We start from the raw sequence: 20,336 nt of genomic DNA on the forward strand, positions 1-20,336 counted from the left end.
TACCGCTCCTTGGTAAAAACGAGGTGGATGCGATGCTAAGACGCTTCATCGCGACGACCGCCGTACGCCATGATGAACGTCTCACCAGGCCGACCTGGAGTGCCAACCACGCTTGTGAGTCGCACCCTAGTCGGGTAGCCATCGCTCACTGGCGTCGACGGCAGCGCCCGACTGGAAGGGATTCATGACTCTAACAGAACTTCGCTACATCGTGACGCTTTCCCAGGAGCGCCACTTCGGCCGCGCCGCGGAGCGCTGCTTCGTCTCCCAGCCGACGCTTTCGGTCGCGGTGAAGAAGCTCGAGGAAGAACTCGGCATCGCGCTCTTCGAGCGCAGCAAGTCGACCGTCCAGGTGACACCGATGGGCGAACGGATCGTCGCCCAGGCCACTCGCGTGCTCGAGCAGGCCAACGTGATCAAGGAACTCGCCAGCGAAGGCAAGGACCAGCTCGGCAGCCCCCTGCGCATCGGCGCGATCTACACCATCGGACCTTATCTCTTCCCCCACCTGGTGCCGATGCTCTCCGAGCTCGCGCCTCAGATGCCGCTCTACATCGAGGAGAACCTCACCGGCGAGCTGAGACGCAAGCTGCGCGCGGGCGATCTCGACGTGATCGTGGTGGCGCTGCCGTTCACCGAGCCGGACGTGCTGACCAAGACCCTCTACGAGGAGCCCTTCGAGGTACTGCTGCCGAAGGGCCACCCCTGGCTCGCCTTCGATGAGATCGACAAGGAGATGCTGCTCGAGGAGCGCCTGCTGCTGCTCGGGGAAGGGCACTGCTTCCGTGACCAGATCATCGAGGCCTGTCCTGCGCTCAACGCGCGGATCAACAGCCCGAGCAATACCCTGATCGCCGAGGGCGGCTCGCTGGAGACGATTCGCCACATGGTCGCCTCCGGCCTCGGCATCACCGTGCTGCCACGCTCGGCCACTGGGCTGCGCTTCTACGAGGATGGGCTGCTCGAAACCCGGCCGTTCAAGGCTCCCGCGCCTTCGCGCTCGGTGGCGATCGCCTGGCGCACCAGTTTTCCGCGACCCAAGGCGATCGATGCGCTGACCACCGCGATCGAACGCTGCAGGCCGCGTCTCGACGCGGTCAGCGAGCCGACCCGGGCAACCACGCGCAAGGCCCTTGCATGAGCACGGCGCGTGAGCGCGCTCGTATGGACCCCGAGACGAGTACGCACCAAAGCGAGCTCGACCAGCCGGTCACCGAGCTGGCCGGTGTGGGTGACGCGATGGCGGCAAAGCTGGCCCGGCTGGGCCTCGACTCGATCGCCGACCTGCTTTTCCACCTACCACTGCGCTACCAGGACCGCACCCGACTGACCCCGATCGGCCAGCTGCGCGCGGGCCAGGAGGCGGTGGTCGAAGGTGAAGTCACCGCCTGCGATGTGATCCAGGGCCGGCGCCGCAGCCTGCTGGTGCGACTCAAGGATGCCACCGGCATTCTTTCGCTGCGCTTTTACCATTTCGCCCCCGCCCAGGCCCAGCAGTTCGCCCGCGGCAGCCGTGTACGGCTGTTCGGCGAGGCGCGCGCCGGCAGCACCGGGCTCGAGGTCTACCACCCCGAATACCAACTGCTCTCCGCTACCGTAGAGCGCAGCGCCGATGGCGAGATCGAGGAGAGCCTGACCCCGATCTACCCGACCACCGAAGGGTTGACTCAGATGCGCCTGCGGGGCTTGATCGCGCAGGCGTTCAAACGCTACGAAGCGCACCCCGGCTCGCTCCCGGAGCTGCTGCCCGAACCGCTGCGCGAGCGCTTCAGCCTGCTCGCGCTGAACGACGCGATCCGATATCTGCACCATCCGCCCCCCGACGCTTCGCTCGATCAGCTCGCGGCCGGTACCCACCCCGCCCAGCGCCGGCTCGCTTTCGAGGAACTGCTCGCCCACCAGCTCAGCCTGCGTCAGGTGCGCAGCCGTATCCAGCGCGACACCGCCCCTTTGATCAAGGGGGGCGACGGGCTCAAGGCGCGCTTTCTCGCCGCGCTGCCGTTTTCGCTCACTGGCGCCCAGCGCCGGGTGCTGGCCGAGATCGACCGCGATCTCGAACGCGAGATCCCGATGCTGCGGCTGGTCCAGGGCGATGTCGGCTCGGGCAAGACCGTGGTCGCGGCGGTGGCCGCGCTGAGCGCCGCCGCCCACGGCTACCAAGCCGCGGTGATGGCGCCCACCGAGCTTCTCGCCGAGCAGCACTACAAGAGCTTTCGCGCCTGGTTCGAACCGCTCGGCCTCGACGTCGCCTGGCTCGCGGGGCGGCTCAAAGGCAAGCAGCGCCTCGATGCCAAAGCGGCGATCGAGGATGGCCGCGCCCAAGTGGTGGTCGGCACCCACGCGCTGTTCCAGGCTGACGTGCGCTTCCATCGGCTGGGGCTTGCGATCATCGACGAGCAGCACCGCTTCGGCGTCCACCAGCGCCTGGCGCTACGCGAGAAGGGTGAAGCCGCGGGTATCACCCCCCACCAGCTGGTGATGACCGCGACCCCGATTCCACGCACGCTGGCGATGAGCGCCTATGCCGATCTCGATCTCTCGGTGATCGACGAGCTCCCCCCGGGACGCAGCCCGGTGAAGACCGTTGCCGTCGCCGACAACCGCCGCCAGGAAGTGATCGAGCGGATCAGGAGCGCCTGCAGCGAAGGCCGTCAGGCCTACTGGGTCTGCACCCTGATCGAGGAGTCCGAAGCGCTCGAGAGCCAGGCCGCCGAAGCGACGCTCGCCGCGCTGGAAGAGGCACTGCCCGAGTTCGCCATCGGCCTCGTCCATGGACGAATGAAGGCGAGCGAAAAGAGCGAGGTGATGGCCGCGTTCAAGGCCGGCGAGCTCGACCTGCTGGTCGCCACCACGGTGATCGAGGTCGGCGTCGACGTGCCCAATGCCAGCCTGATGATCATCGAGAATCCCGAGCGCCTGGGACTCGCCCAGCTGCACCAGCTGCGCGGCCGGGTCGGACGCGGCAGCACCGAAAGCTTCTGCGTACTGCTCTACCATCCCCCGCTCTCGGATCACTCCCGCGAACGCCTCGCTGTGATGCGCGAGACCAACGACGGCTTCAAGATCGCCGAGAAGGATTTGGAGCTGCGTGGTCCAGGCGAGGTGCTCGGTACCCGCCAGACCGGGCTGATGGGGATGAAGATCGCCGACCTCGTCCGTGATCGCCCGCTGCTCGAACCCGTCCACCGCCTCGCCGCCGAGCTGGTCGATTCCCACCCTCGATCCGTCACCCCCTTGATTCGCCGCTGGCTCGGCGAAGAGGCCAACCGCTACGGAGCGGTGTGATCGCCCGGCACCTGGCCGGGAGAGACAAGCGTCGCAGGCGTGCGGTTGCCCCATCGAGCGCCATCCTGGCGAAACCACGCGGGGGTGGACGGGGGCTGACGAGCATTGGCAGACCCTGGGACTATCAGCCTACGCTGTGGGACAGGATCTGCGACCGGACAGGCGACCAACCCCGTGAACATCGACTCCCCGCTTTACCCAATGCCTATCGATGAAGAGCAGCGTCTGCTCACGTTGGACGAGTATCATCTCGTGGACACGCCGCCTACGGGGGATTTCGATCGCTTGGCCGCGCTCGCCGCGCGCTTGTTCGATGTTCCGATCGTGCTGATTTCGCTGGTGGCAAGCGACCGGCAGTTCTTCAAGGCCCACGTCGGGTTCGATATTTGCGAAACCAGCCGCGAGATCTCTTTTTGCTCCTACACCATCGTCGAGGACGACATTCTTTTCATACCCGATGCATTGAGTGACCCGCGCTTCTCTTCCAATCCCCTGGTCATCGGTTCGCCCTTCATACGATTCTACGCGGGCAAGCCTCTGGTCACGCCAACGGGCGAGAAGATCGGCACCGTCTGCCTGATCGACGCCAAACCGCATCCTTCTTTCAGCGACGAAGATCGCCAGAACCTTTCCGACCTGGCGGCGCTGATCATGGAGAGGATGGAGCTGCGTCGCCTCGATCACCTCAAGCAGATCAATCAGGCCCGCTTCGATAGCCTTGCCACCGCCTCTCCCAATGCCATCGTCTGTTCCGATGCCAACAACCGGATTACCTACTGGAACCCATCGGCGGAAAAGATTTTCGGCTACTCGGCCAAGGAGGTCATGGGGCTGCCCATTACCATCATCATTCCCGACGGCCGCAGGGATCTCTACGACGCCGAGCTTCGAAAACTGCAGCGATCGAAGAAAAAGGAGCTGGGCAGTAATTCGATACTGCTTTCGGGGCTGCGCAAGGATGGCAGCGAATTCCCAGCCGAGTTTTCAATTGCGCTGTGGGAAGAAAACCACAGGCCTTGCATAGGTACCATCGTGCGGGATGCCACTGAGCGCCAGCAGCACGAGGAGCGGCTGTTTCGACTCGCATCGCTCGACTCCCTCACCAATCTGTTCAATCGCGGCGCATGGAACGTCTGCTTGGCGGAGTCGTTGGCCGCAGCAAGGCCCGTAACGGTCCTGCTCCTCGACCTGGACAGCTTCAAGGAGGTCAACGATACATTCGGCCACTCCGCCGGCGACGCGGTGCTGAAAGAGATGGCCATACGCATCGAGGACAACTGCACCAATGCGCTCATGCTCGCGCGCCTCGGCGGCGATGAGTTCGTGGCGCTGCTTCCAGGTAATGATGTCCGAGCGGCGAGGATGACCGCCAAGCGGCTGGTAGCGGCCGCCTCCTTGCCGTTCGAATTCGCCGGCAGGTCGATCAGGATCGGGATGAGCATCGGCGTCTCGCTCGCCCCCAACCACAGCACGCACCCTGAAGAGCTGCTCGGCGCCGCCGATCTCGCGCTGTACCAGGCGAAAGCCGCGGGGAGAGGCCGCTATGAATTGTTCACGCCATCTTTCCGCGAAGTCGCCATCGCACGAAGGGCGTTCGAGCATGAACTGAAGCTCGCGTTCGAGAATGGCGAATTCGAGCTTTTCTACCAGCCTCAGGTCGTGACCGGCACACAGCGGGTGGTCGGAGCCGAGGCGCTGATGCGGTGGCGTCATCCCAAGCGCGGCCTGCTGACGCCTGCATCGTTCATGGATGTGCTGATCGCGAAGCCTTCCGCCAATGCCGTGGGGGAATGGGTGCTGCGCAGCGCCTGCGAAACAGCGGCCAAATGGCGGACGAAAATTCCCGATTTTCGTATCAGCGTCAACCTGTTCGAGGCGCAGCTGAGCTCGGGGCGGCTTTTCTCCGTGGTCAAGGAGGTACTGGCCAAAACCAAGCTTCCCGGCGATTCGCTCGAGCTCGAGATCGTCGAGAACATCCTTTTGCGCAACGACGACACCACGCTTCGGCTTCTGCATAGACTGCGCGAGCTCGGTGTCGGCCTCGCGTTCGATGATTATGGGACGGGCTTCGCATCGCTCGGCCTGCTGAAGCGCTATCCGGTGAGCCGGTTGAAAATAGACCGCTCGTTCATTCGCAACGTCAACTCGGACGCCGAAGACTCAGCGGTAGTGAAAGCGATCATCTACCTGGGTAAGAGCTTCGATCTCGATGTGATCGCCGAAGGCGTGGAGACGCAGCAGCAGCTGGATTTCCTGATCGACAACGATTGCGTCGAAGCGCAGGGCTATCTGTTCGGCAAGCCGATGCCGGCCGCCGAATTCACGATGAAGTTCGTCGATCCCATCTAGACGCCGGCGTCATGCCGGAAAACCGCGATCCCCAGCGGGTGCCCGACTACACGGCGAGAGATTGACGCTCGCACCAGCGAGTGGCCCAATCGATGCTTCTTCCTCAAGGACCGTCGTCGATGGACGTCCCTCAGCAGCGCTTGGTCTATTTCAGCACCACGGTGGAATCGGGCTCGCTACGCAAGGCGGCGACCCGACTCGGTATCGCGCCTTCGGCGGTGAGCCGACAGATCTCTCTGCTCGAGCAGGCGCTCGATGCGCCGCTGCTCGAGCGCACACCGAGAGGTATTCGCCCCACCGCGGTGGGTGAGATGGTGCTCGACTACTGCCGGCGCAGGCGGATGCTCGAGGACGAGTTCGTCGCCGGACTCGAAACCTACCAGCGGATGGAGACCGGCACGCTCTCGCTGGTGGTCGGCGAGGGCTTCGTCACCGACCTGATCGGCCAGCCGTTGAAGGCGTTCACCGAGCGCTATCCCGGCATTCGCCTCGACATCCAGCTGGCCGGCACCGACGATATCATCGAAGCGGTAGTCGAGGACCGCGCCCACATCGGGCTGATGTTCCACGAGCGGGTGCATCCACGCATCCGCTTCTGGCACTCCAGCCGCCAGCCGCTGCTGATGATCCTCCCACCCGACCATCCGCTGGCCGACGGCGACACTCCGCTGAGCTTCGAGGCGATCGCCGATACCCCGCTTGCCGCCTGGCGCCCGGGTCACGGTATCCGCACCCTGGTCGACCAGGCCTTCGACGAGGCGGGCCGGCGCCCGCGCATCGCACTCGAGACCAACTCCATGGCGGTGCTGCGCCAATCGGTGGTCGCGGGGCTTGCGGTGACCTTGCTGCCTCGCTTCGCCGCCGCGCGCGAGCTCGATGATGGCACCGTGGTCGCCCGCCCGGTCGCCGCTGCACCATTCCAGAACTCCCAGGCGCACATGATCACTCGTGTCCAACGCCGACTGCCGAAGGCGGGGCTGGCGCTGCTGCGCCATCTACGTCTCTGGATGCAGGCGTTTCGCAGCGCCGACTAAGACCAGACCACTCTCGAAGCTCAGCGCACCCGCGCGGTGGGGCCGACCACGGTGTCACCCGGCGCGACCGGCTTGGTCACGATCGCCCCGGCACCGACCTTGGCGCCCTCGCCGATCTCGATGTTGCCGAGCACCAGCGCCCCGGCACCGAGGAAGGCGCCGCGCCTCACCTTGGGGTGGCGGTCACCGTCGAGCTTGCCGGTGCCGCCGAGGGTGACGCCCTGGAACAGGGTGACGCCGTCCTCGACCACCGCCGTTTCACCGATCACGATGCCGGCGCCGTGGTCGATGAAGATCCCGCTGCCGATCCGCGCGGCGGGATGGATATCGACGGCGAAATCGCAGGCGACACGGTACTGGAGATAGCTTGCCAGATCGGTCAGCCCGAACTGCCACCAGGCATGGGCGACGCGCTGGCACTGTAGCGCGCGATAGCCAGGAAAGTAGAGCAGCGGGGTGAACGGCTCAGGAATAGCGGCGTCCTCGCGCAGCAGCACCAGGATGTCATCGAGGGCGGCGTCGACGATCCGCGGCTCGGCGGCCAGCGCCTCGCGCACCTGGTCGCGGGCGGCCTCGAAGGGCACATGCTCTGAGGCCAGCGTCCGCGCGATCACGCCGGCCAGCGCCGAAGCGAAGCCATCGTGCTCGAGCAGGCTGGCGCGATAGTACCCGGCCAGCAGCGGATGGCGCTGGATCGCTGCATGCGCGGCTTCCAGCATCTGCGCCCAGAGGGTGTCGCATCGATATTCTCTTGGCATCTCAGCGGTTCCGCGCGAAAACGGGGTTCACAGCAAGCACTCCTCGCACTGTTCGAAGCGCAACAGCGTGCCGCCCAGCACTTCAGGAGGAATCTCGACCACGCCCGCCGACAGGCGAGCGAAGGGCACCGCCCGCTCGCGCCAATACTGCACCGCGGCTTCGAGATCGAGACATTCGACGCTCAACGCCACCGCGCGTGGCGGCGAGGCCGCGAGCGGGCCTAGCGAAGGCAGCCGGGCCGCGAGCGCAGCGGCGCCGAGCAGCCAGCAGTCGCCCTTCTCGGTACGTACACGAGAGCCTCCCTCCACCGATTCGACGGCATCAGCACCGTGGATCGCCTGGAAGTGCCCGATATCGCGTTCGGGCGCGTCGCTCAAATACCATACCGCGCTGATCCGCGCTGCCTGGTTGGGGTGGCGCTCGAGATTCGGGTCGACGCGAAACAGCTCCGGGCGCAGCTGCTGGCAGAGAAACTGGGTGAGGAAGGGCCGTTCGGGATCATGGAGGATATCGAGGGCGACACCGACCTCGACATCGCGGCCATCGGGCAGATGAGCCAGCCGGCGAAATTCGATCGGATCCCAAGGCGAGAAACCGTGCGCCTCGACCAGCGCATGGTCGTGCGCCATCTGGCCGCTTTCGAGCGCGACCATCGCGATCCCCTCGCCAAGGGTCAGGCGTGCCTCGATCAGCCGAGCGAAGCGAAAGCCGTTGGCATCGGCGTAGCTGGTCTGCTCCGGCCGGGCGATCGCGATCAATTCGATGAAGTTGTTGGCGAAGAACAGCAGATGGTTATCGGTGCCCCAGGGGTGGCTGTGACGCGAGTTGAGGGTGAAGCCGAGCATACGCGCACGCGTGTATGCCTGATCGAGATCGCGTACCGCGATCAGCGGATGATCGATACCGAAACTCATCGTCTTGCTCCTTGCACGAACGCTCAGGATGAAGAGCCCGGCCGCCGTGGCCAGGCTCGCGCTCGATCGTTACACCAGGCCGCTGCCATAGCCCATCGCCACGCTCGAGCGCGCGGCGGTCTCGACCCATACGCTCTGCGCCACGCTGTACTCGCGCAGCCCGTCGAGTCCACTCGAGCGACCATAGCCGCTGTCGCGGAAGCCACCGAAGGGAGACATCACGCTGATCGTCTTGTAGCCGTTGATCCACACCGTACCGGCGCGCAGCTGCGCGGCGACCCGGTGGGCACGCGCCGGATCCTGCGTCCATACCGCCCCGGCGAGGCCAAAGCGAGTGGCGTTGGCGAGCGCCAGCGCCTCTTGCTCGTCATCGAACGGCATCACCACCAGCACCGGACCGAACACCTCCTCACGGGCAATGGTCATCTCCGGGGTGACATCGACCAGCACCGTCGGTGCGACGAAGTAGCCATCGGCGCCCTCCGGCAGCCCTTGGGGACGACCGCCACCGCTGACTACCCGCGCCCCAGCCGCCTTGGCCTCTTCGATCATCCGGGTGACCCGCTCGAACTGCCGCGCGTTCTGCAGCGGCCCCATGCGGGTGCTGGGCCCCGAGGGCAGGCCGACCGGGATCAGCGCAGCGGCACGCGCCAGCCGCTCGACCACTCGATCGAATATCTCACGCTGGACCAGCAAGCGCGAACCAGCGACGCAGCTCTGCCCCGCACCGCCGAAGATCGCCGCCTGGGCGCCCCCTACGGCATCGTCGAGCTTGGCGTCGTCGAACACGATATTGGCCGACTTGCCGCCGAGTTCGAGCACGCTCGGCACCAGCCGACGGGCACCGGCTTCAGCGATCACCCGCCCGCTTTCGGGCGAACCGACGAACACCAGCTTGCTGATCCCATCATGGCCGGTGAGCGCCTGGCCGGTAGTGGCCCCGAGACCGTTGACGATGTTGACCAGCCCGCGCGGCAGGCCGCTGGCCTCGAGCAGCCCAGCCAGCGCCACCGAGCTGAACGGGGTCAGTTCGGAGGGCTTGAGCACCACACCGTTGCCAGCGGCAAGCGCGGGCGCGAGCTGCCAGCCGCAGGTGAACAGCGGCGCGTTCCACGGCGTGATCTGGCCGACCACGCCGAACGGCACGTAGCGGACGAAGTTGAGGTGCGAGGTCGGCACCGGGATCACCTCGCCATGCTGCTTGTCGCACCAGCCGGCGTAGTACTCGAACATCTCGCGCACCTTGGCGACTTCGCCACGGCAGTCGCTGATCGGCTTGCCCGCGACCAGGCTTTCAAGCTCGGCGAGCGCATCAGCTTGCGCGATGATCGCCTGCGCCGCGGCGTACATCCGCCGTCCTCGCTCGGAAGCGGTGAGCCCGCTCCACACCAGCTGGGCCTCGGCGGCGCTGGCCACCGCGCGATCGATCAACCCGGCTCCAGCGTCGTGATAAGCGATCAACTCGCGCCCGGTCACCGGGTCGTTCAGCGCGATACGCTCACCCTCGCCGCCGAGCGATTCGCCCGCGATCCAGTTCGAGCGCGGCGTATCGCCGGCGAGGCCGAAATGATCCAGCAGCGCCGCGAGCCGGCGCTGGGCCTGAAGATCCAGGGAGATGGGGTTGGAAGTAGTCATCAGCGGGGGTCCTCGCTTTTCGCCTGCGCCAGGATCGGTTCGACGATGCGGTTGAAATCATCCGTATCGGTGGGTGCCTGTGGATCACGGTGCCACAGCGCTACCACCTGCTCGAGCAGTGAGAGCGAAACCCCAAGGCCCGCCGCCGCGTCACGGGCGAGACGCAGGTCCTTGCGCATCAGCCCGGTGGTAAAGCCAGAATCGAAGCGCCCGGACAGCACCCACTCGGGGAAGTTGACCTCGCTGACCGCGCTGCGCCCGGAGCCGCTATTGATCCCAGCGAGGCAAGCGCTCGGCTCGACACCAGCCTTCGCCGCCATCGCCACCGCCTCGGCGGTGCTGATCAGGTGTGCGGCACAGAGATAGTTATTGGCCAGCTTGACCACGTGCCCGGCACCGGCGGGACCGACGTGTGTGCGCTTGGCGGAAAGCGCCTCGAGCATCGGCATCACCCGCGCGACCGTCGCCTCGCGGCCACCGAGCAGCATGCCCATCTTTCCGCTGGCAGCGCCCTTGGGGCCACCACTGACCGGCGCATCGAGCCATTCGAGCCCAGCGGCCTCGACCTTGGCCGCGAGCTCGCGAGTGACGTCGGGATCGCTGGTCGAGGTATCGACGATCACCGCGCCGCGTGGCGCGCGCTCGAGCAATCCAGGGGAGGATTCGATCACCTCGCGCACCTGCACCGAGGTCGGCAGGGAAAGCAGATAGACATCCGCATTCGGCAGCGCCTGCGGCGCGACCACCTCGAGCCCCTGCTCGGCACGACGCGCCCGCGCGGTCTCGAATACATCGGTGCCGATGACCGCGAACCCCGCCGCTTTGAGGGTGAGCGCCATATTGCCGCCCATCTGGCCAAGGCCTATCACACAGATCTTCATTCGCGGCTCCACGATTGTTGGTTGTATGTCGAAGTCGGCGTTCGGGCCAGCACGCCTCGAACGAAGACCCAGTATCGGGAGCCGCGGTGTTCGATTGAAAGCGAGATAGTGTTCTGATCGATGACCAGCCGTATTCGACCCTGGGGACCATACCAACCGACCGTATCCCCCGATGCGCTTCGCTCGATCGGGATGCTCGGATAGCCGGCGAGGGACGAGCCAACCCCGCTCGCGGTGAGCCGGCGAGGACCCTTCGACTCGCGATGCTCGCTCAGGGCACTCGGAAACATCTTGAGTCGAACCACGGCCTCATCGCCGCCGCTCGATCCCTCGACTGGCGCCCCTCAGTGCCGAGCTGATGCTCGGCCTTGGCGCGTATCGGCGCCGCTCGGGACGAACGGGTTGGGAATCGGTGCAAAGGGCCAGCCTCCCACGCCCGCTAGTGTCCTTCGATGCGCTTCGCTTACTCAGGACGCTCGGATAGCCGGCGAGGACCCTTCGACTCGCGATGCTCGCTCAGGGCGCTCGGAAACATCTCGAGTCGAACCACAGCCTCATCGCCGCCGCTCGATCCCTCGACTGGCGTCCCTCATTGCCGATCTGATGCTCGGCCTTGGCGCGTATCGGCGCCGCTCGGGACGAACGGGGGAAGGTATGCGCTCAGAGCATTCAGGAGATCAAATCCATTCGTCGCGAGCCGCAGATGATGACCCACCTCCCGTTCGTGGTGAGCGCCCGAGGAACGAGGGCAGTCGAACCACGGCCTCATCGCCGCCGCTCGGGACGAACGGGGAGGAACTGAAGACGGCTTCTCTTCCCCCCGCTTGGATCAGGCCTGCTCGCTGGCTTTGACGGTCTGGAACACTTCGAAGCCCTCGAACTTGGGCGGACCGAGGTAAACTTGCGCGCGTTTCGACTGGCCAGCATTGGCATGGGCTGCGCGGAAAGCCTCCGACTTGGTCCAGGCAGTGAAGTCCTCGCGCGAGCGCCACAGGGTGTGGGAGGCATAGAGCACGTGATCTTCCTCGGCCGGGCCGCGCAGCATCCGGAACTCGATGAAACCGGGCAGCCCGTCGAGGTGGCTTTCGCGCTCGAGCCAGATCTTCTCGAAGGTCTCGGTCGCGTCGGGACGCACCTTGAAGCGGTTCATGGCGATGAACATGTGGACAACTCTCCTGGTCAGCGAATGGAACCGGCTGTGGATAACTAGAGTGTCATCCGCCGGTGATCTGAAAATTGAAACGGCAACCCTGTTTCATTGCGACGCCGCTCCTTTCGATACTCGGACGATAGCGTCACTGAATGCAATCATGCGAAAAGCGGGCACCTCGCCCGCTCGCGGCAAGCGCTTGCCACTATAACGATAATCGATGCCCTAACGGGCTCGCACGGGAGGTTCGTCCATGAGTTCCATCACCCAGAGCGCCCAGGCGCACTCCCTCTCTGGGCGGGGGCTGCGTCTTTTCCTGCTCGCACTGGCGATCACGATAGTCGCCGATTTGATCGGTGCGGTGAGGATTCCCCTCGGCATCGGTCAGGTGGTGCTGCTGCCGATGGTCTGGGCACTGTTGATCGGCGCCGCGCTGGGTGTTTGGCATACTCGCCTGCCGCGCCCGACGCAGGTCGACCTACCGCTTCAGTATCTTGCCGCCGCAGTGCTCCAACCAGCGCTGCTGCTGTTCATCGCCAAGCTCGGCCTGCTGGTCGGCGGCTCGCTGCCCAGGCTCGCCGATGCCGGCTGGGCGCTGGCGCTGCAGGAGGTCGGCAATGTGATCGGCTGCGTGCTGCTGGCGATGCCGGTGGCGCTGCTGCTCGGGATCAAACGCGAGGCGATCGGCGCGACTTTCTCGATCGGTCGCGAGCCGGGACTGGCGATCATCGGCGAGCGCTTCGGGATGAACTCCGCTGAAGGCCGCGGCGTACTCGCCGAGTACATCACCGGCACTCTGATCGGTGCGATCTTCATCTCGCTGTTCGCCGGCTTCGTCGCCAGCCTCGGCATCTTCCATCCCATCGCTCTGGGCATGGGTGCGGGAGTGGGCTCGGGCAGCATGACCGCCGCCGCAGTGGGCGCCATCGCCGCCCAGCACCCCGAGGTGGCCGACGAGGTGGCGACCTTCGCCGCCGCCGCCAACCTGATCGCGACGACCATCGGCACCTATTTCACTCTGTTCATCTCGCTGCCGCTGGCGGTGTGGACCTACAACAAGCTCGAACCGCTGATCGGGCGTCGCGCCCATCAGCCGCACCGGCCCGCAGCCGAGGTCGATGAGAGCGTGGTCCACGAAGTACCGGCGCTCGGCTACGGCCAGCGCCTGCTCGCCTGGCTGATGGTCGGCCTGATGGTGCTGGTAGGCAACTGGATCGGCTTCAGCGTGCCGATGCTCGAGGCACTGCCCGGTGTGGCACTGATCCTGATCGCCGTGGTGATCGGCGATGCGCTCTATCACGGTACCCGGCGCTTGCTGCCCGCCGTCTGCTGGGTCTCGCTGGTAGCGATGGCGATGACCTTCCCGGCGACGCCGTTCTCGGCCGAGATCAGCGCATTGACCGCCAAGGTCAACTTCCTCGCCATGGTCACCCCGATGCTGACCTTCGCCGGGCTTTCGCTGGCCAAGGACATTCCCGCCTTCCGCCAGCTGGGCTGGCGGATCGTGGTGGTATCGCTGCTGGCCAACGCAGGGGTCTTCCTCGGCGCCACGCTGATCGCCCAGTTCTTCGCCCACTCGCTCTGAGGCACTACCGAACGCCCTTTACCGGCAGGATCGCAAGCGCACCGACCAACGCCAGCGCAGCGGCGGTGATGAACAGGGCAACGTAGTTGCCGCCGCCGCCGATGGCGAGGAACAGCGGGGCCACCGCCGGCGCCAGCGACTGGGGCGCGGCGTTGGCGATGTTGAGGATACCCATGTTCTTCGCCGCGTCCTGCTCGCGATTCGGCAGGATATCGACCACCAGTGCCTGGTCGACGGCGAGATAGACGCCAAAGCCGAGCGATGAGACCACGATCGCGGCCAGGAAGCCGGTGAAGCTGCTGGTCACGGTGAGAATGCCAAGGCCCGCGGCGTAGACCAGCCCGGCGAGCAGCACGAACGGCTTGCGTCGGCGCGAGCGGTCGGAAAGCCAGCCGGAGATGAATGAAGCCAGCATCATGCAGCCGCCCATCACCAGCGAGGAAACGAACACCCGCCGGCCGATGTCCAGCGCATCGATGCCGAGCACGTCGGTGAGGTAGTAGACCTGATAGGTCATCAACATCGCCCCACCGATGAACAGCAAAAAGCGGCTCACCCAGGCCCAGGCGAAATCGGGATGCTGCCTGGGATCGAGCCAGAAATCGCGCAGCATCCCGAGCGTCGAGAATGGTTTGGGTGGCGCCAGCCCGGCCACCTCGGGCTCGGGGTAGCGAAGGGCGAACAGGAGCATGCATCCGAGCCCGATCAGCGCCGGGACCAGGAACATCGCCATGCCTTCGGCACCGACCAAGTCGACGATCGCCGCTCCGGAAAACACCGCGACGTTGGAAGACATGCCATAGAACGCCGAGACCCGCCCGCGCTGCTGTTCCGGCACCCGGTCGGGAATCACCGCGATCAGCGCGGAAAGCGTGGCATTGAGCCCGGCCTGGACCACGCACCAGAGCACCCCGACCCACCAGAGCGATGTGCTCGCACCGATTCCGGCGAGCCCCAACACCCCCACCAGCAGGCCACCGAACATCCACGGGCGTCGTCGCCCGAAGCGCGAGCGGGTACGATCCGAGAGCTGGCCGAACAGCGGATTGGCCACCATCGCCACTAGCGCACCGGCACCGAGAATGAACCCGAGGCTGACTGCTTTACCAGTCGGGTCGAGCTCGGCGACGCGGATTGCCATGGTGATCGTCACCGGGGTCATCACGGCGAGGAAAAGCCCGAACGAGGCGATCGTGTAGCGCAGCATGAAGCCCGCGCCAACCTCGGCCAGCACCGGCTCCATGCGGGAGCTATCCGCTAATCTCTCGTGCCGCTCCATCGGCATGCCCTTCTCCCGAAGCGTCTGGCGCCAGCGTCGAGTCGCTGCGCAGCCGTGCGATCATCCGCGCCGGGTTCCCTGATGGCGACTGAAGCCTCCATCGCAACCGAAAGCGCTTTCATCGCAGTCTGGGCCAGCGTCGGCACTCGCGCCAGGAACGAGCGAACGAGCCTGCCGAGGTAATCCACAGCGGGGCGGAAATGCGCGCACGAGCACGCCTCGTGACGAGACACGCAAAGAGGATCGAGAGAGGGGAATTCAAGTAGCGGCTACCGGCGACGAATGCCGCCGGTGCCGATCAGAGCGCGCCTTACTTGCTGGAAACGGCGTCTTTGAGGCCCTTGCCGGGCTTGAAGCTTACGTTCTTGCTCGCTGGAATGGTCAGCGGAGCGCCCGTCTGCGGGTTCTTGCCGGTGCGCTCGGCACGCTCGCGAACGGTGAAAGAACCGAAGCCGACCAAGGTGACGTCGTCACCCTTGGCGACACTGGCGGTGATCTCTTCGAGGATCACGTTCAGCACCTGGCTGGCCTTGTCCTTGGAGAGATCGGCCTGCTCGGCGATTGCCGCTGCGAGTTCTGGTTTACGCATCATTGCCTCCTGGGTATGCCATGACGATGGCGAATCTGCCGGCTGAGCCGGACGTTTTTTTGTTGAGCCAACCATCCCCCACGCTAATAGCGCGAAGAAGCCGACTCCGTACGGGGCGTCGCGATAAAGCTTCCTGCCGTCGCGACGACCGATGCTCCATCCGACAGTGAAACCGAAAGCCTCACCCACCGACGACTATCCAATCAGGCACCGGAGCCATCGAGGCAGCACCGCCTGTGCCATTTCCCGCCCGGTGATGCGGCGACCATATCACAAGCACTGGATGCCTTGGTCTGGGACGCATGCACGATGGTGCGAAAGCTCGGAAACAGCGTTCGACATGCTAGCAACACTCTCCGTCCCTGCCTAGACGTGTTTGGGCGTAGATAATCCGCCATGAATCCGGCTCTCATGCCGGTGTTACACTGCCGGTGTCCGATATCCGAGCATATGGAAACCCGATGTCCGCCTTCACCGCTCTTCAAACCGGTCCGCTGCGCCGCCTGCCCGACTTCGCCCGACTGATGCGCCTCGACCGCCCGATCGGCACCTGGCTGCTGATGTGGCCCACCCTCTGCGCCCTGTGGCTGGCCGCGGACGGTATGCCCAGCCGTCACATCCTGGTGATCTTCGTGCTCGGCGTCTATCTCATGCGCGCCGCCGGCTGCATCATCAACGACTACGCCGACCGCAACTTCGACGGCCACGTCAAGCGCACCAAGGAGCGGCCGCTGGCGACCGGGCGCATCTCTGCGCGCGAGGCATTGACGCTGTTCGCGATACTGTTGGTGGCGGCCTTCGTGCTGGTCTGTTTCACCAATCCGTTCACCGTGATGCTTTCTTTCGGCGCAGCCGCGCTGGCGGCGCTCTATCCGTTCATGAAGCGCTACACCCATCTGCCCCAGTTGGTACTTGGCGCCGCGTTCAGCTGGAGCATCCCGATGGCCTTCGCCGCGGTGACCGGCAGCGTGCCCGCCGCCGCCTGGTGGCTGTTCTTCGCCAACCTGGTGTGGACGCTGATGTACGACACCCAGTATGCGATGGTCGATCGCGACGACGACCTCAAGATCGGGGTCAAATCGACCGCGATACTGTTCGGCTCGCTGGACCTGGCCATCCTGGCGATGCTCCAGGCACTGGTCCTGCTGCTGCTCATCGGGCTCGGACTCTCGTTCTCCCTGGACGGCTACTTCTGGATCATGCTGCTGGGAATCGCTGCGCTGTTCGTTCATCAGCAATGGCTGACCCGGCATCGCTCGCGCGAGGGCTGCTTCCAGGCCTTTCTCAACAACCACTGGGTCGGTGTAGTGATGTTCGCCGGCATCAGTCTGGCCACCTGGCCCGCCTGACGGGGGTATGTCACGAGACTGTCACGTCACTGCGCTTGAATCGTCATGTGTCTGCGCCCCAGGGCGCGGTCGCGGGCCGGCAGAAGGCCGGGGATTCGCCCCGCCTGCAACCCACCCAGAGAGATGATCTGCAATGACCCGAACCGTGTTGATCGTCGATGACGAATCCTCCATCCGCGATATGATCGCGATCGCCCTGGAGATGGCCGACTTCCAGGTCCTCGAGGCCGACAGCGCGCAGCGGGCGCTGGCGCTGGCCGTCGACGAACGTCCCGATATGATCCTGCTCGACTGGATGATGCCCGGCATCAGCGGCGTCGAGCTGGCGAGAAGGCTCAAGCGCGAGGAGACCACTCGGGAAATCCCGGTGATCCTGCTCACCGCCAAGGGCGAGGAGGACAACAAGGTGCAAGGGCTCGAAGCCGGCGCCGACGACTACATCACCAAGCCGTTCTCGCCCCGCGAGCTGATCGCGCGGATGCGCGCAGTGCTGCGCAGGGCGGCGCCCGCGAGCCAGGGCGTGATCGAGGTCGATGGCCTGTCGATCAATACCGAGAGCCAGCGAATCAGCATCGACAACGAGCCGATCGACATGGGACCGACCGAATATCGCCTGCTGGCGTTCTTCATGTCCCACCAGGAGCGCGCCTACTCTCGCGCACAACTGCTCGACCAGGTCTGGGGCGCCAGCGTCTATGTCGAGGAGCGCACGGTCGACGTGCACATTCGCCGCTTGCGCAAGGCGCTCGGTGAGCGTCACGATTACCTGATCCAGACGGTGCGCGGCACCGGCTATAGGTTCTCACGCCAGCGCTCACGCGCCTGACAAGGAGGCGGCCACGGGCTCCCGATGCGCCATTGGACCCGCGAATTCTTGCTGCTCGCTCTATGCGGCGCGCTCGGCACCCTGCTGGGTGGGCACTACGGCCACTCCGGCTTCGGCCTTGCCGCCGGACTGGGACTCTACCTGCTTCTGACCTTTCGCCAGCTCAGGCGGCTGTATCGCTGGGCCAAGGCTCCAGATAGCGCCAATCCACCGTCGGCCACCGGGCTTTGGGGCGAGCTGTTCGATCGCCTCTACCGCTACCAGAAGCAGGAGCGCCAGCAGCAGGCCCACCTGCAGGGCGTGATCGATCGCGTCGAGCGCTCCTCGGAGGCGATGTACGACGCGATGGTGATCCTCGACGCCCACGCGGCGCTGGACAGCTGGAACGCGGCGGCGACCAGGATGCTCGGCTTCGAGCAGCCTCAGGATCGCGGCCAGCACGTCACCAACCTGCTGCGCCATCCGCGCTTCGTCCACTACTTCCTCGCCCAGAACTACGATGATCCGCTCGAACTGCCTTCGCCGGTCGACGAGTCGCGCACCTTGCAGTTCCAGATCACCCCGTTCGGCGATCACGAGCGCTTGATGGTGGTACGCGACATCACCCGACTGCAGCGACTCGAGCAGATGCGCCGCGACTTCGTCGCCAACGTCTCGCACGAGCTGCGCACCCCGCTGACGGTGTTCACCGGCTATCTCGAGCCACTGGCCCAGGCCGCTGAAACCGCGCTGCCGCCCAGGCTCGCGCGCGGCGTCGCGCAGATGGAGCAGCAGGCCGACCGCATGCGCCACCTGATCGACGACCTGCTGATGCTGTCGCGGCTCGAAAACGAGCAGAGCTTCTCGCCGCGTATCGCCGTCGATGTCGCCGCACTGATCCAACAGGTGCACAGCGACGGCGTCGCGCTGTCGAAGGGTCGCCAGAACTTCGAGCTCAAGATCGAGACCTCCGCTGAGCTGCTCGGCGCCCGCGAGGAGCTGCGCAGCGCGCTGACCAACCTGGTCTCCAACGCCGTACGCTACGCCGGCAACGGCCGCCGTATCGAACTGCGCTGGTACTTGGCCGACAGCGGCGAAGGCCGCCTGTCGGTGAGCGACGATGGCGAAGGCATCGAGCGGCGCCACCTTTCCCGTCTTACCGAGCGCTTCTACCGCGTCGACAAGAGCCGCTCCAGCGCGACCGGTGGCACCGGCCTTGGGCTTGCGATCGTCAAGCACGTGCTGCTGCGCCACCAGGGCCGGCTGGAGATCGAATCGAGCCTCGGCCGCGGCGCCCGCTTCACCCTCTGCTTCCCCGCCGAGCGGGTCAGCCTGCCGACGCCCAGCGACGCCTGCGCCGATTGAGCGGTCCACCGAGGGCGTGTTGACACGCCCTAGCTGCTGGCGAGGATCGCTCCAGCTTGAGCAGGACCGTGGTACTTCTCGATCAAGGCGAACAGGATCGCCGCGCTCTCGGCGTCGTAGAAGCCGGTGTGGTCGGTCGGCCTGAAGCGCATCTGGAAGCTCTTCAGCACCCGCAGGGTCTGATCGTCCATGCGCCCGGTCTGCTCGAGCCGATAGCCATAGCGCGCAAGGCCCTGCTGGAGCGCACGCACGCTGGGAACACGACCGTTGGAGAACTGGTTCAGGTAGCGGGCCACCGTGGCGCGCTCGGGCCAGGCGCCAACGCCCGCCTGGGCGAGGCGCTGCCAGGGGAAGAACGGCCCCGGATCGAGCTTGCGCCCGGGCGAGATATCGGAGTGGGCGACCACATTGGTAGGCTCGATGTCATAGCGCTGGACGATGTCCTTGGCCAGCGCGATCACCAGTTGGATCTGCGACTCCGAGAACGGCGACCAGCTCAGCCCGCTCGGGGTCTGGGTGAAGCCCGGGTTGACGATCTCGATGCCGATCGAGGTGTCGTTGAGCCCTTCCCGGTCCCCCCAGGCGCTGACACCGGCATGCCACGCCCGCATCGACTCGTCGGCGAGCTGCAGCACCACCGGCTGCTGCTGGAACTCGCCAGGCTGGTCGAGCACCAGGTAGTGGGTCCCCACCTGGCTGCCGGTGAGGGCGCGCAGCGCAGCGGCGTCGTCACCGCCGGTATAGTGGATCACCAGATAGCGAACCCGCTGGTTGACCCCGGCACTGCGCACCGAGTGGTCGACGCGATAGCCGCTGCGTCGTTCGAGAGCACGCCCCTCTTCGGCGGAGTAGCGCCGCGCAGGCGCACGATCCTGGATCACCGGGGTCTCGAAATCGAGCACCTCGACCACCGGGGTCGGCACCTGAGGAGGTGAAGGAGGCGTCGGAGCAGGAGGTGCACCGGCGCAGCCGGCGAGCAGCAGGGCGAATGCGAGGGACAGGAAACGCTTCGGCATGGCGGGACGAATCTCGCAGCAGGTCATGGAAAAGCTCGACACCAGGACACTTCCCCACCGACGGACGACGGAGAGCGTACAGCGGATGTGGGCCAGCGTTCAGGGTGGAGAGCACAGGGCGCCTTGTCGATGCCCGTACTGGATTGCCCGTGCTGATCATAGTGCCTGCGCGAAGGCCAGGACAGCGCCGGCGAAGAATGTCTCAGCATCCTTCAAGACAGCTCAAGTCCTTCGCCAAGCGCCGGGACTTGGTCCCTCGATTGCGTCGTGCATGCCCCTCGGTTCCTTGACGGGCTCGGCTAGCCGACGAGCAACGAGCCGAGCCGAATCACGCCCGCGTG

General features: G+C 65.6%; 16 protein-coding genes. 8 read left to right on the top strand and 8 right to left on the bottom strand.

The genetic code is table 11. From position 1 onward, the window contains the following. The first annotated feature begins 184 nt into the window (after positions 1-184). The 4 genes from A5892_RS01965 (at position 185) to A5892_RS01980 (ending at position 6,668) form a co-directional block, all read left to right on the top strand. Entirely contained in the window at positions 185-1,141 is a 957-nt protein-coding gene (locus A5892_RS01965; protein WP_064121361.1) for a hydrogen peroxide-inducible genes activator, read from the top strand. After that, complete coding sequence (gene recG / locus A5892_RS01970) at positions 1,075-3,285, top strand: ATP-dependent DNA helicase RecG (protein ID WP_082890220.1); 2,211 nt, start codon at positions 1,075-1,077, stop codon at positions 3,283-3,285. The genes A5892_RS01965 and recG overlap by 67 nt, the downstream gene beginning before the upstream one ends. A 174-nt stretch (positions 3,286-3,459) precedes the next feature. Beyond that, complete coding sequence (locus A5892_RS01975; RefSeq protein ID WP_223302770.1) at positions 3,460-5,634, top strand: putative bifunctional diguanylate cyclase/phosphodiesterase; 2,175 nt, start codon at positions 3,460-3,462, stop codon at positions 5,632-5,634. 119 nt (positions 5,635-5,753) lie between these two features. Then, entirely contained in the window at positions 5,754-6,668 is a 915-nt protein-coding gene (locus A5892_RS01980) for a LysR family transcriptional regulator (RefSeq protein WP_064121364.1), read from the top strand. Positions 6,669-6,688: 20 nt separating this feature from the next. Here A5892_RS01980 and epsC read toward each other — a convergent pair whose 3' ends face one another. The 5 genes from epsC to A5892_RS02005 form a co-directional block, all read right to left on the bottom strand. Beyond that, positions 6,689-7,426, bottom strand: coding sequence for a serine O-acetyltransferase EpsC (gene epsC, locus A5892_RS01985; protein WP_082890221.1), 738 nt, complete (start codon positions 7,424-7,426; stop codon positions 6,689-6,691). A 27-nt stretch (positions 7,427-7,453) separates the two neighbouring features. Continuing rightward, positions 7,454-8,341: a VOC family protein gene (locus A5892_RS01990; RefSeq protein ID WP_064121366.1), complete on the bottom strand. Its 888-nt coding sequence runs from the start codon at positions 8,339-8,341 to the stop codon at positions 7,454-7,456. Between the two features lie 69 nt (positions 8,342-8,410). Next, positions 8,411-9,976 carry an aldehyde dehydrogenase family protein gene (locus A5892_RS01995; RefSeq protein ID WP_064121367.1) on the bottom strand — a complete coding sequence of 522 codons (1,566 nt, stop codon included), beginning with the start codon at positions 9,974-9,976 and terminating at the stop codon, positions 8,411-8,413. Further along, positions 9,976-10,857: an NAD(P)-dependent oxidoreductase gene (locus A5892_RS02000; RefSeq protein ID WP_064121368.1), complete on the bottom strand. Its 882-nt coding sequence runs from the start codon at positions 10,855-10,857 to the stop codon at positions 9,976-9,978. The genes A5892_RS01995 and A5892_RS02000 overlap by 1 nt, the downstream gene beginning before the upstream one ends. A gap of 829 nt (positions 10,858-11,686) precedes the next feature. Beyond that, positions 11,687-12,019 carry an antibiotic biosynthesis monooxygenase family protein gene (locus A5892_RS02005; protein ID WP_064121369.1) on the bottom strand — a complete coding sequence of 111 codons (333 nt, stop codon included), beginning with the start codon at positions 12,017-12,019 and terminating at the stop codon, positions 11,687-11,689. Positions 12,020-12,260: 241 nt separating this feature from the next. Between A5892_RS02005 and A5892_RS02010 the strand changes: the two genes are divergently transcribed. Further along, positions 12,261-13,592, top strand: coding sequence for a DUF3100 domain-containing protein (locus A5892_RS02010; protein WP_064121370.1), 1,332 nt, complete (start codon positions 12,261-12,263; stop codon positions 13,590-13,592). Between the two features lie 4 nt (positions 13,593-13,596). Here the strand turns inward: A5892_RS02010 and A5892_RS02015 are convergent, their stop codons facing one another. Both A5892_RS02015 and A5892_RS02020 read right to left on the bottom strand, forming a co-directional pair. Next, complete coding sequence (locus A5892_RS02015; RefSeq protein ID WP_064121371.1) at positions 13,597-14,877, bottom strand: MFS transporter; 1,281 nt, start codon at positions 14,875-14,877, stop codon at positions 13,597-13,599. Between the two features lie 304 nt (positions 14,878-15,181). After that, entirely contained in the window at positions 15,182-15,460 is a 279-nt protein-coding gene (locus tag A5892_RS02020; RefSeq protein WP_064121372.1) for an HU family DNA-binding protein, read from the bottom strand. Between the two features lie 461 nt (positions 15,461-15,921). Here A5892_RS02020 and ubiA point away from each other — a divergent pair, with 461 nt between their 5' ends. From ubiA to phoR, 3 genes are all read left to right on the top strand, one after another. After that, a complete protein-coding gene (ubiA, locus tag A5892_RS02025; RefSeq protein WP_064121373.1) occupies positions 15,922-16,809 on the top strand; it encodes a 4-hydroxybenzoate octaprenyltransferase in 888 nt (295 codons plus the stop codon). Between the two features lie 133 nt (positions 16,810-16,942). Further along, positions 16,943-17,635, top strand: coding sequence for a phosphate regulon transcriptional regulator PhoB (gene phoB / locus A5892_RS02030; RefSeq protein WP_064121374.1), 693 nt, complete (start codon positions 16,943-16,945; stop codon positions 17,633-17,635). Positions 17,636-17,659: 24 nt separating this feature from the next. Further along, entirely contained in the window at positions 17,660-18,979 is a 1,320-nt protein-coding gene (phoR, locus tag A5892_RS02035; protein ID WP_064121375.1) for a phosphate regulon sensor histidine kinase PhoR, read from the top strand. Between the two features lie 29 nt (positions 18,980-19,008). On the opposite strand, the gene A5892_RS02040 is transcribed toward phoR, so the two are convergent. Further along, positions 19,009-20,037, bottom strand: a complete 1,029-nt coding sequence (locus A5892_RS02040) for an N-acetylmuramoyl-L-alanine amidase (protein ID WP_223302771.1) — start codon at positions 20,035-20,037, stop codon at positions 19,009-19,011. Positions 20,038-20,336 lie beyond the last annotated feature (299 nt).

The organism is Halotalea alkalilenta (assembly GCF_001648175.1).
Lineage (GTDB): Bacteria > Pseudomonadota > Gammaproteobacteria > Pseudomonadales > Halomonadaceae > Halotalea > Halotalea alkalilenta_A.

Coding starts and splice junctions, on each gene's coding strand:
- A5892_RS01965 (WP_064121361.1), top strand. CDS start 185: ATGACTCTAACAGAACTTCGCTACATCGTGACGCTTTCCCAGGAGCGC.
- A5892_RS01980 (WP_064121364.1), top strand. CDS start 5,754: ATGGACGTCCCTCAGCAGCGCTTGGTCTATTTCAGCACCACGGTGGAA.
- epsC (WP_082890221.1), bottom strand. CDS start 7,426: ATGCCAAGAGAATATCGATGCGACACCCTCTGGGCGCAGATGCTGGAA.
- A5892_RS01990 (WP_064121366.1), bottom strand. CDS start 8,341: ATGAGTTTCGGTATCGATCATCCGCTGATCGCGGTACGCGATCTCGAT.
- A5892_RS01995 (WP_064121367.1), bottom strand. CDS start 9,976: ATGACTACTTCCAACCCCATCTCCCTGGATCTTCAGGCCCAGCGCCGG.
- A5892_RS02000 (WP_064121368.1), bottom strand. CDS start 10,857: ATGAAGATCTGTGTGATAGGCCTTGGCCAGATGGGCGGCAATATGGCG.
- A5892_RS02005 (WP_064121369.1), bottom strand. CDS start 12,019: ATGTTCATCGCCATGAACCGCTTCAAGGTGCGTCCCGACGCGACCGAG.
- A5892_RS02010 (WP_064121370.1), top strand. CDS start 12,261: ATGAGTTCCATCACCCAGAGCGCCCAGGCGCACTCCCTCTCTGGGCGG.
- A5892_RS02015 (WP_064121371.1), bottom strand. CDS start 14,877: ATGCCGATGGAGCGGCACGAGAGATTAGCGGATAGCTCCCGCATGGAG.
- A5892_RS02020 (WP_064121372.1), bottom strand. CDS start 15,460: ATGCGTAAACCAGAACTCGCAGCGGCAATCGCCGAGCAGGCCGATCTC.
- ubiA (WP_064121373.1), top strand. CDS start 15,922: ATGTCCGCCTTCACCGCTCTTCAAACCGGTCCGCTGCGCCGCCTGCCC.
- phoB (WP_064121374.1), top strand. CDS start 16,943: ATGACCCGAACCGTGTTGATCGTCGATGACGAATCCTCCATCCGCGAT.
- phoR (WP_064121375.1), top strand. CDS start 17,660: ATGCGCCATTGGACCCGCGAATTCTTGCTGCTCGCTCTATGCGGCGCG.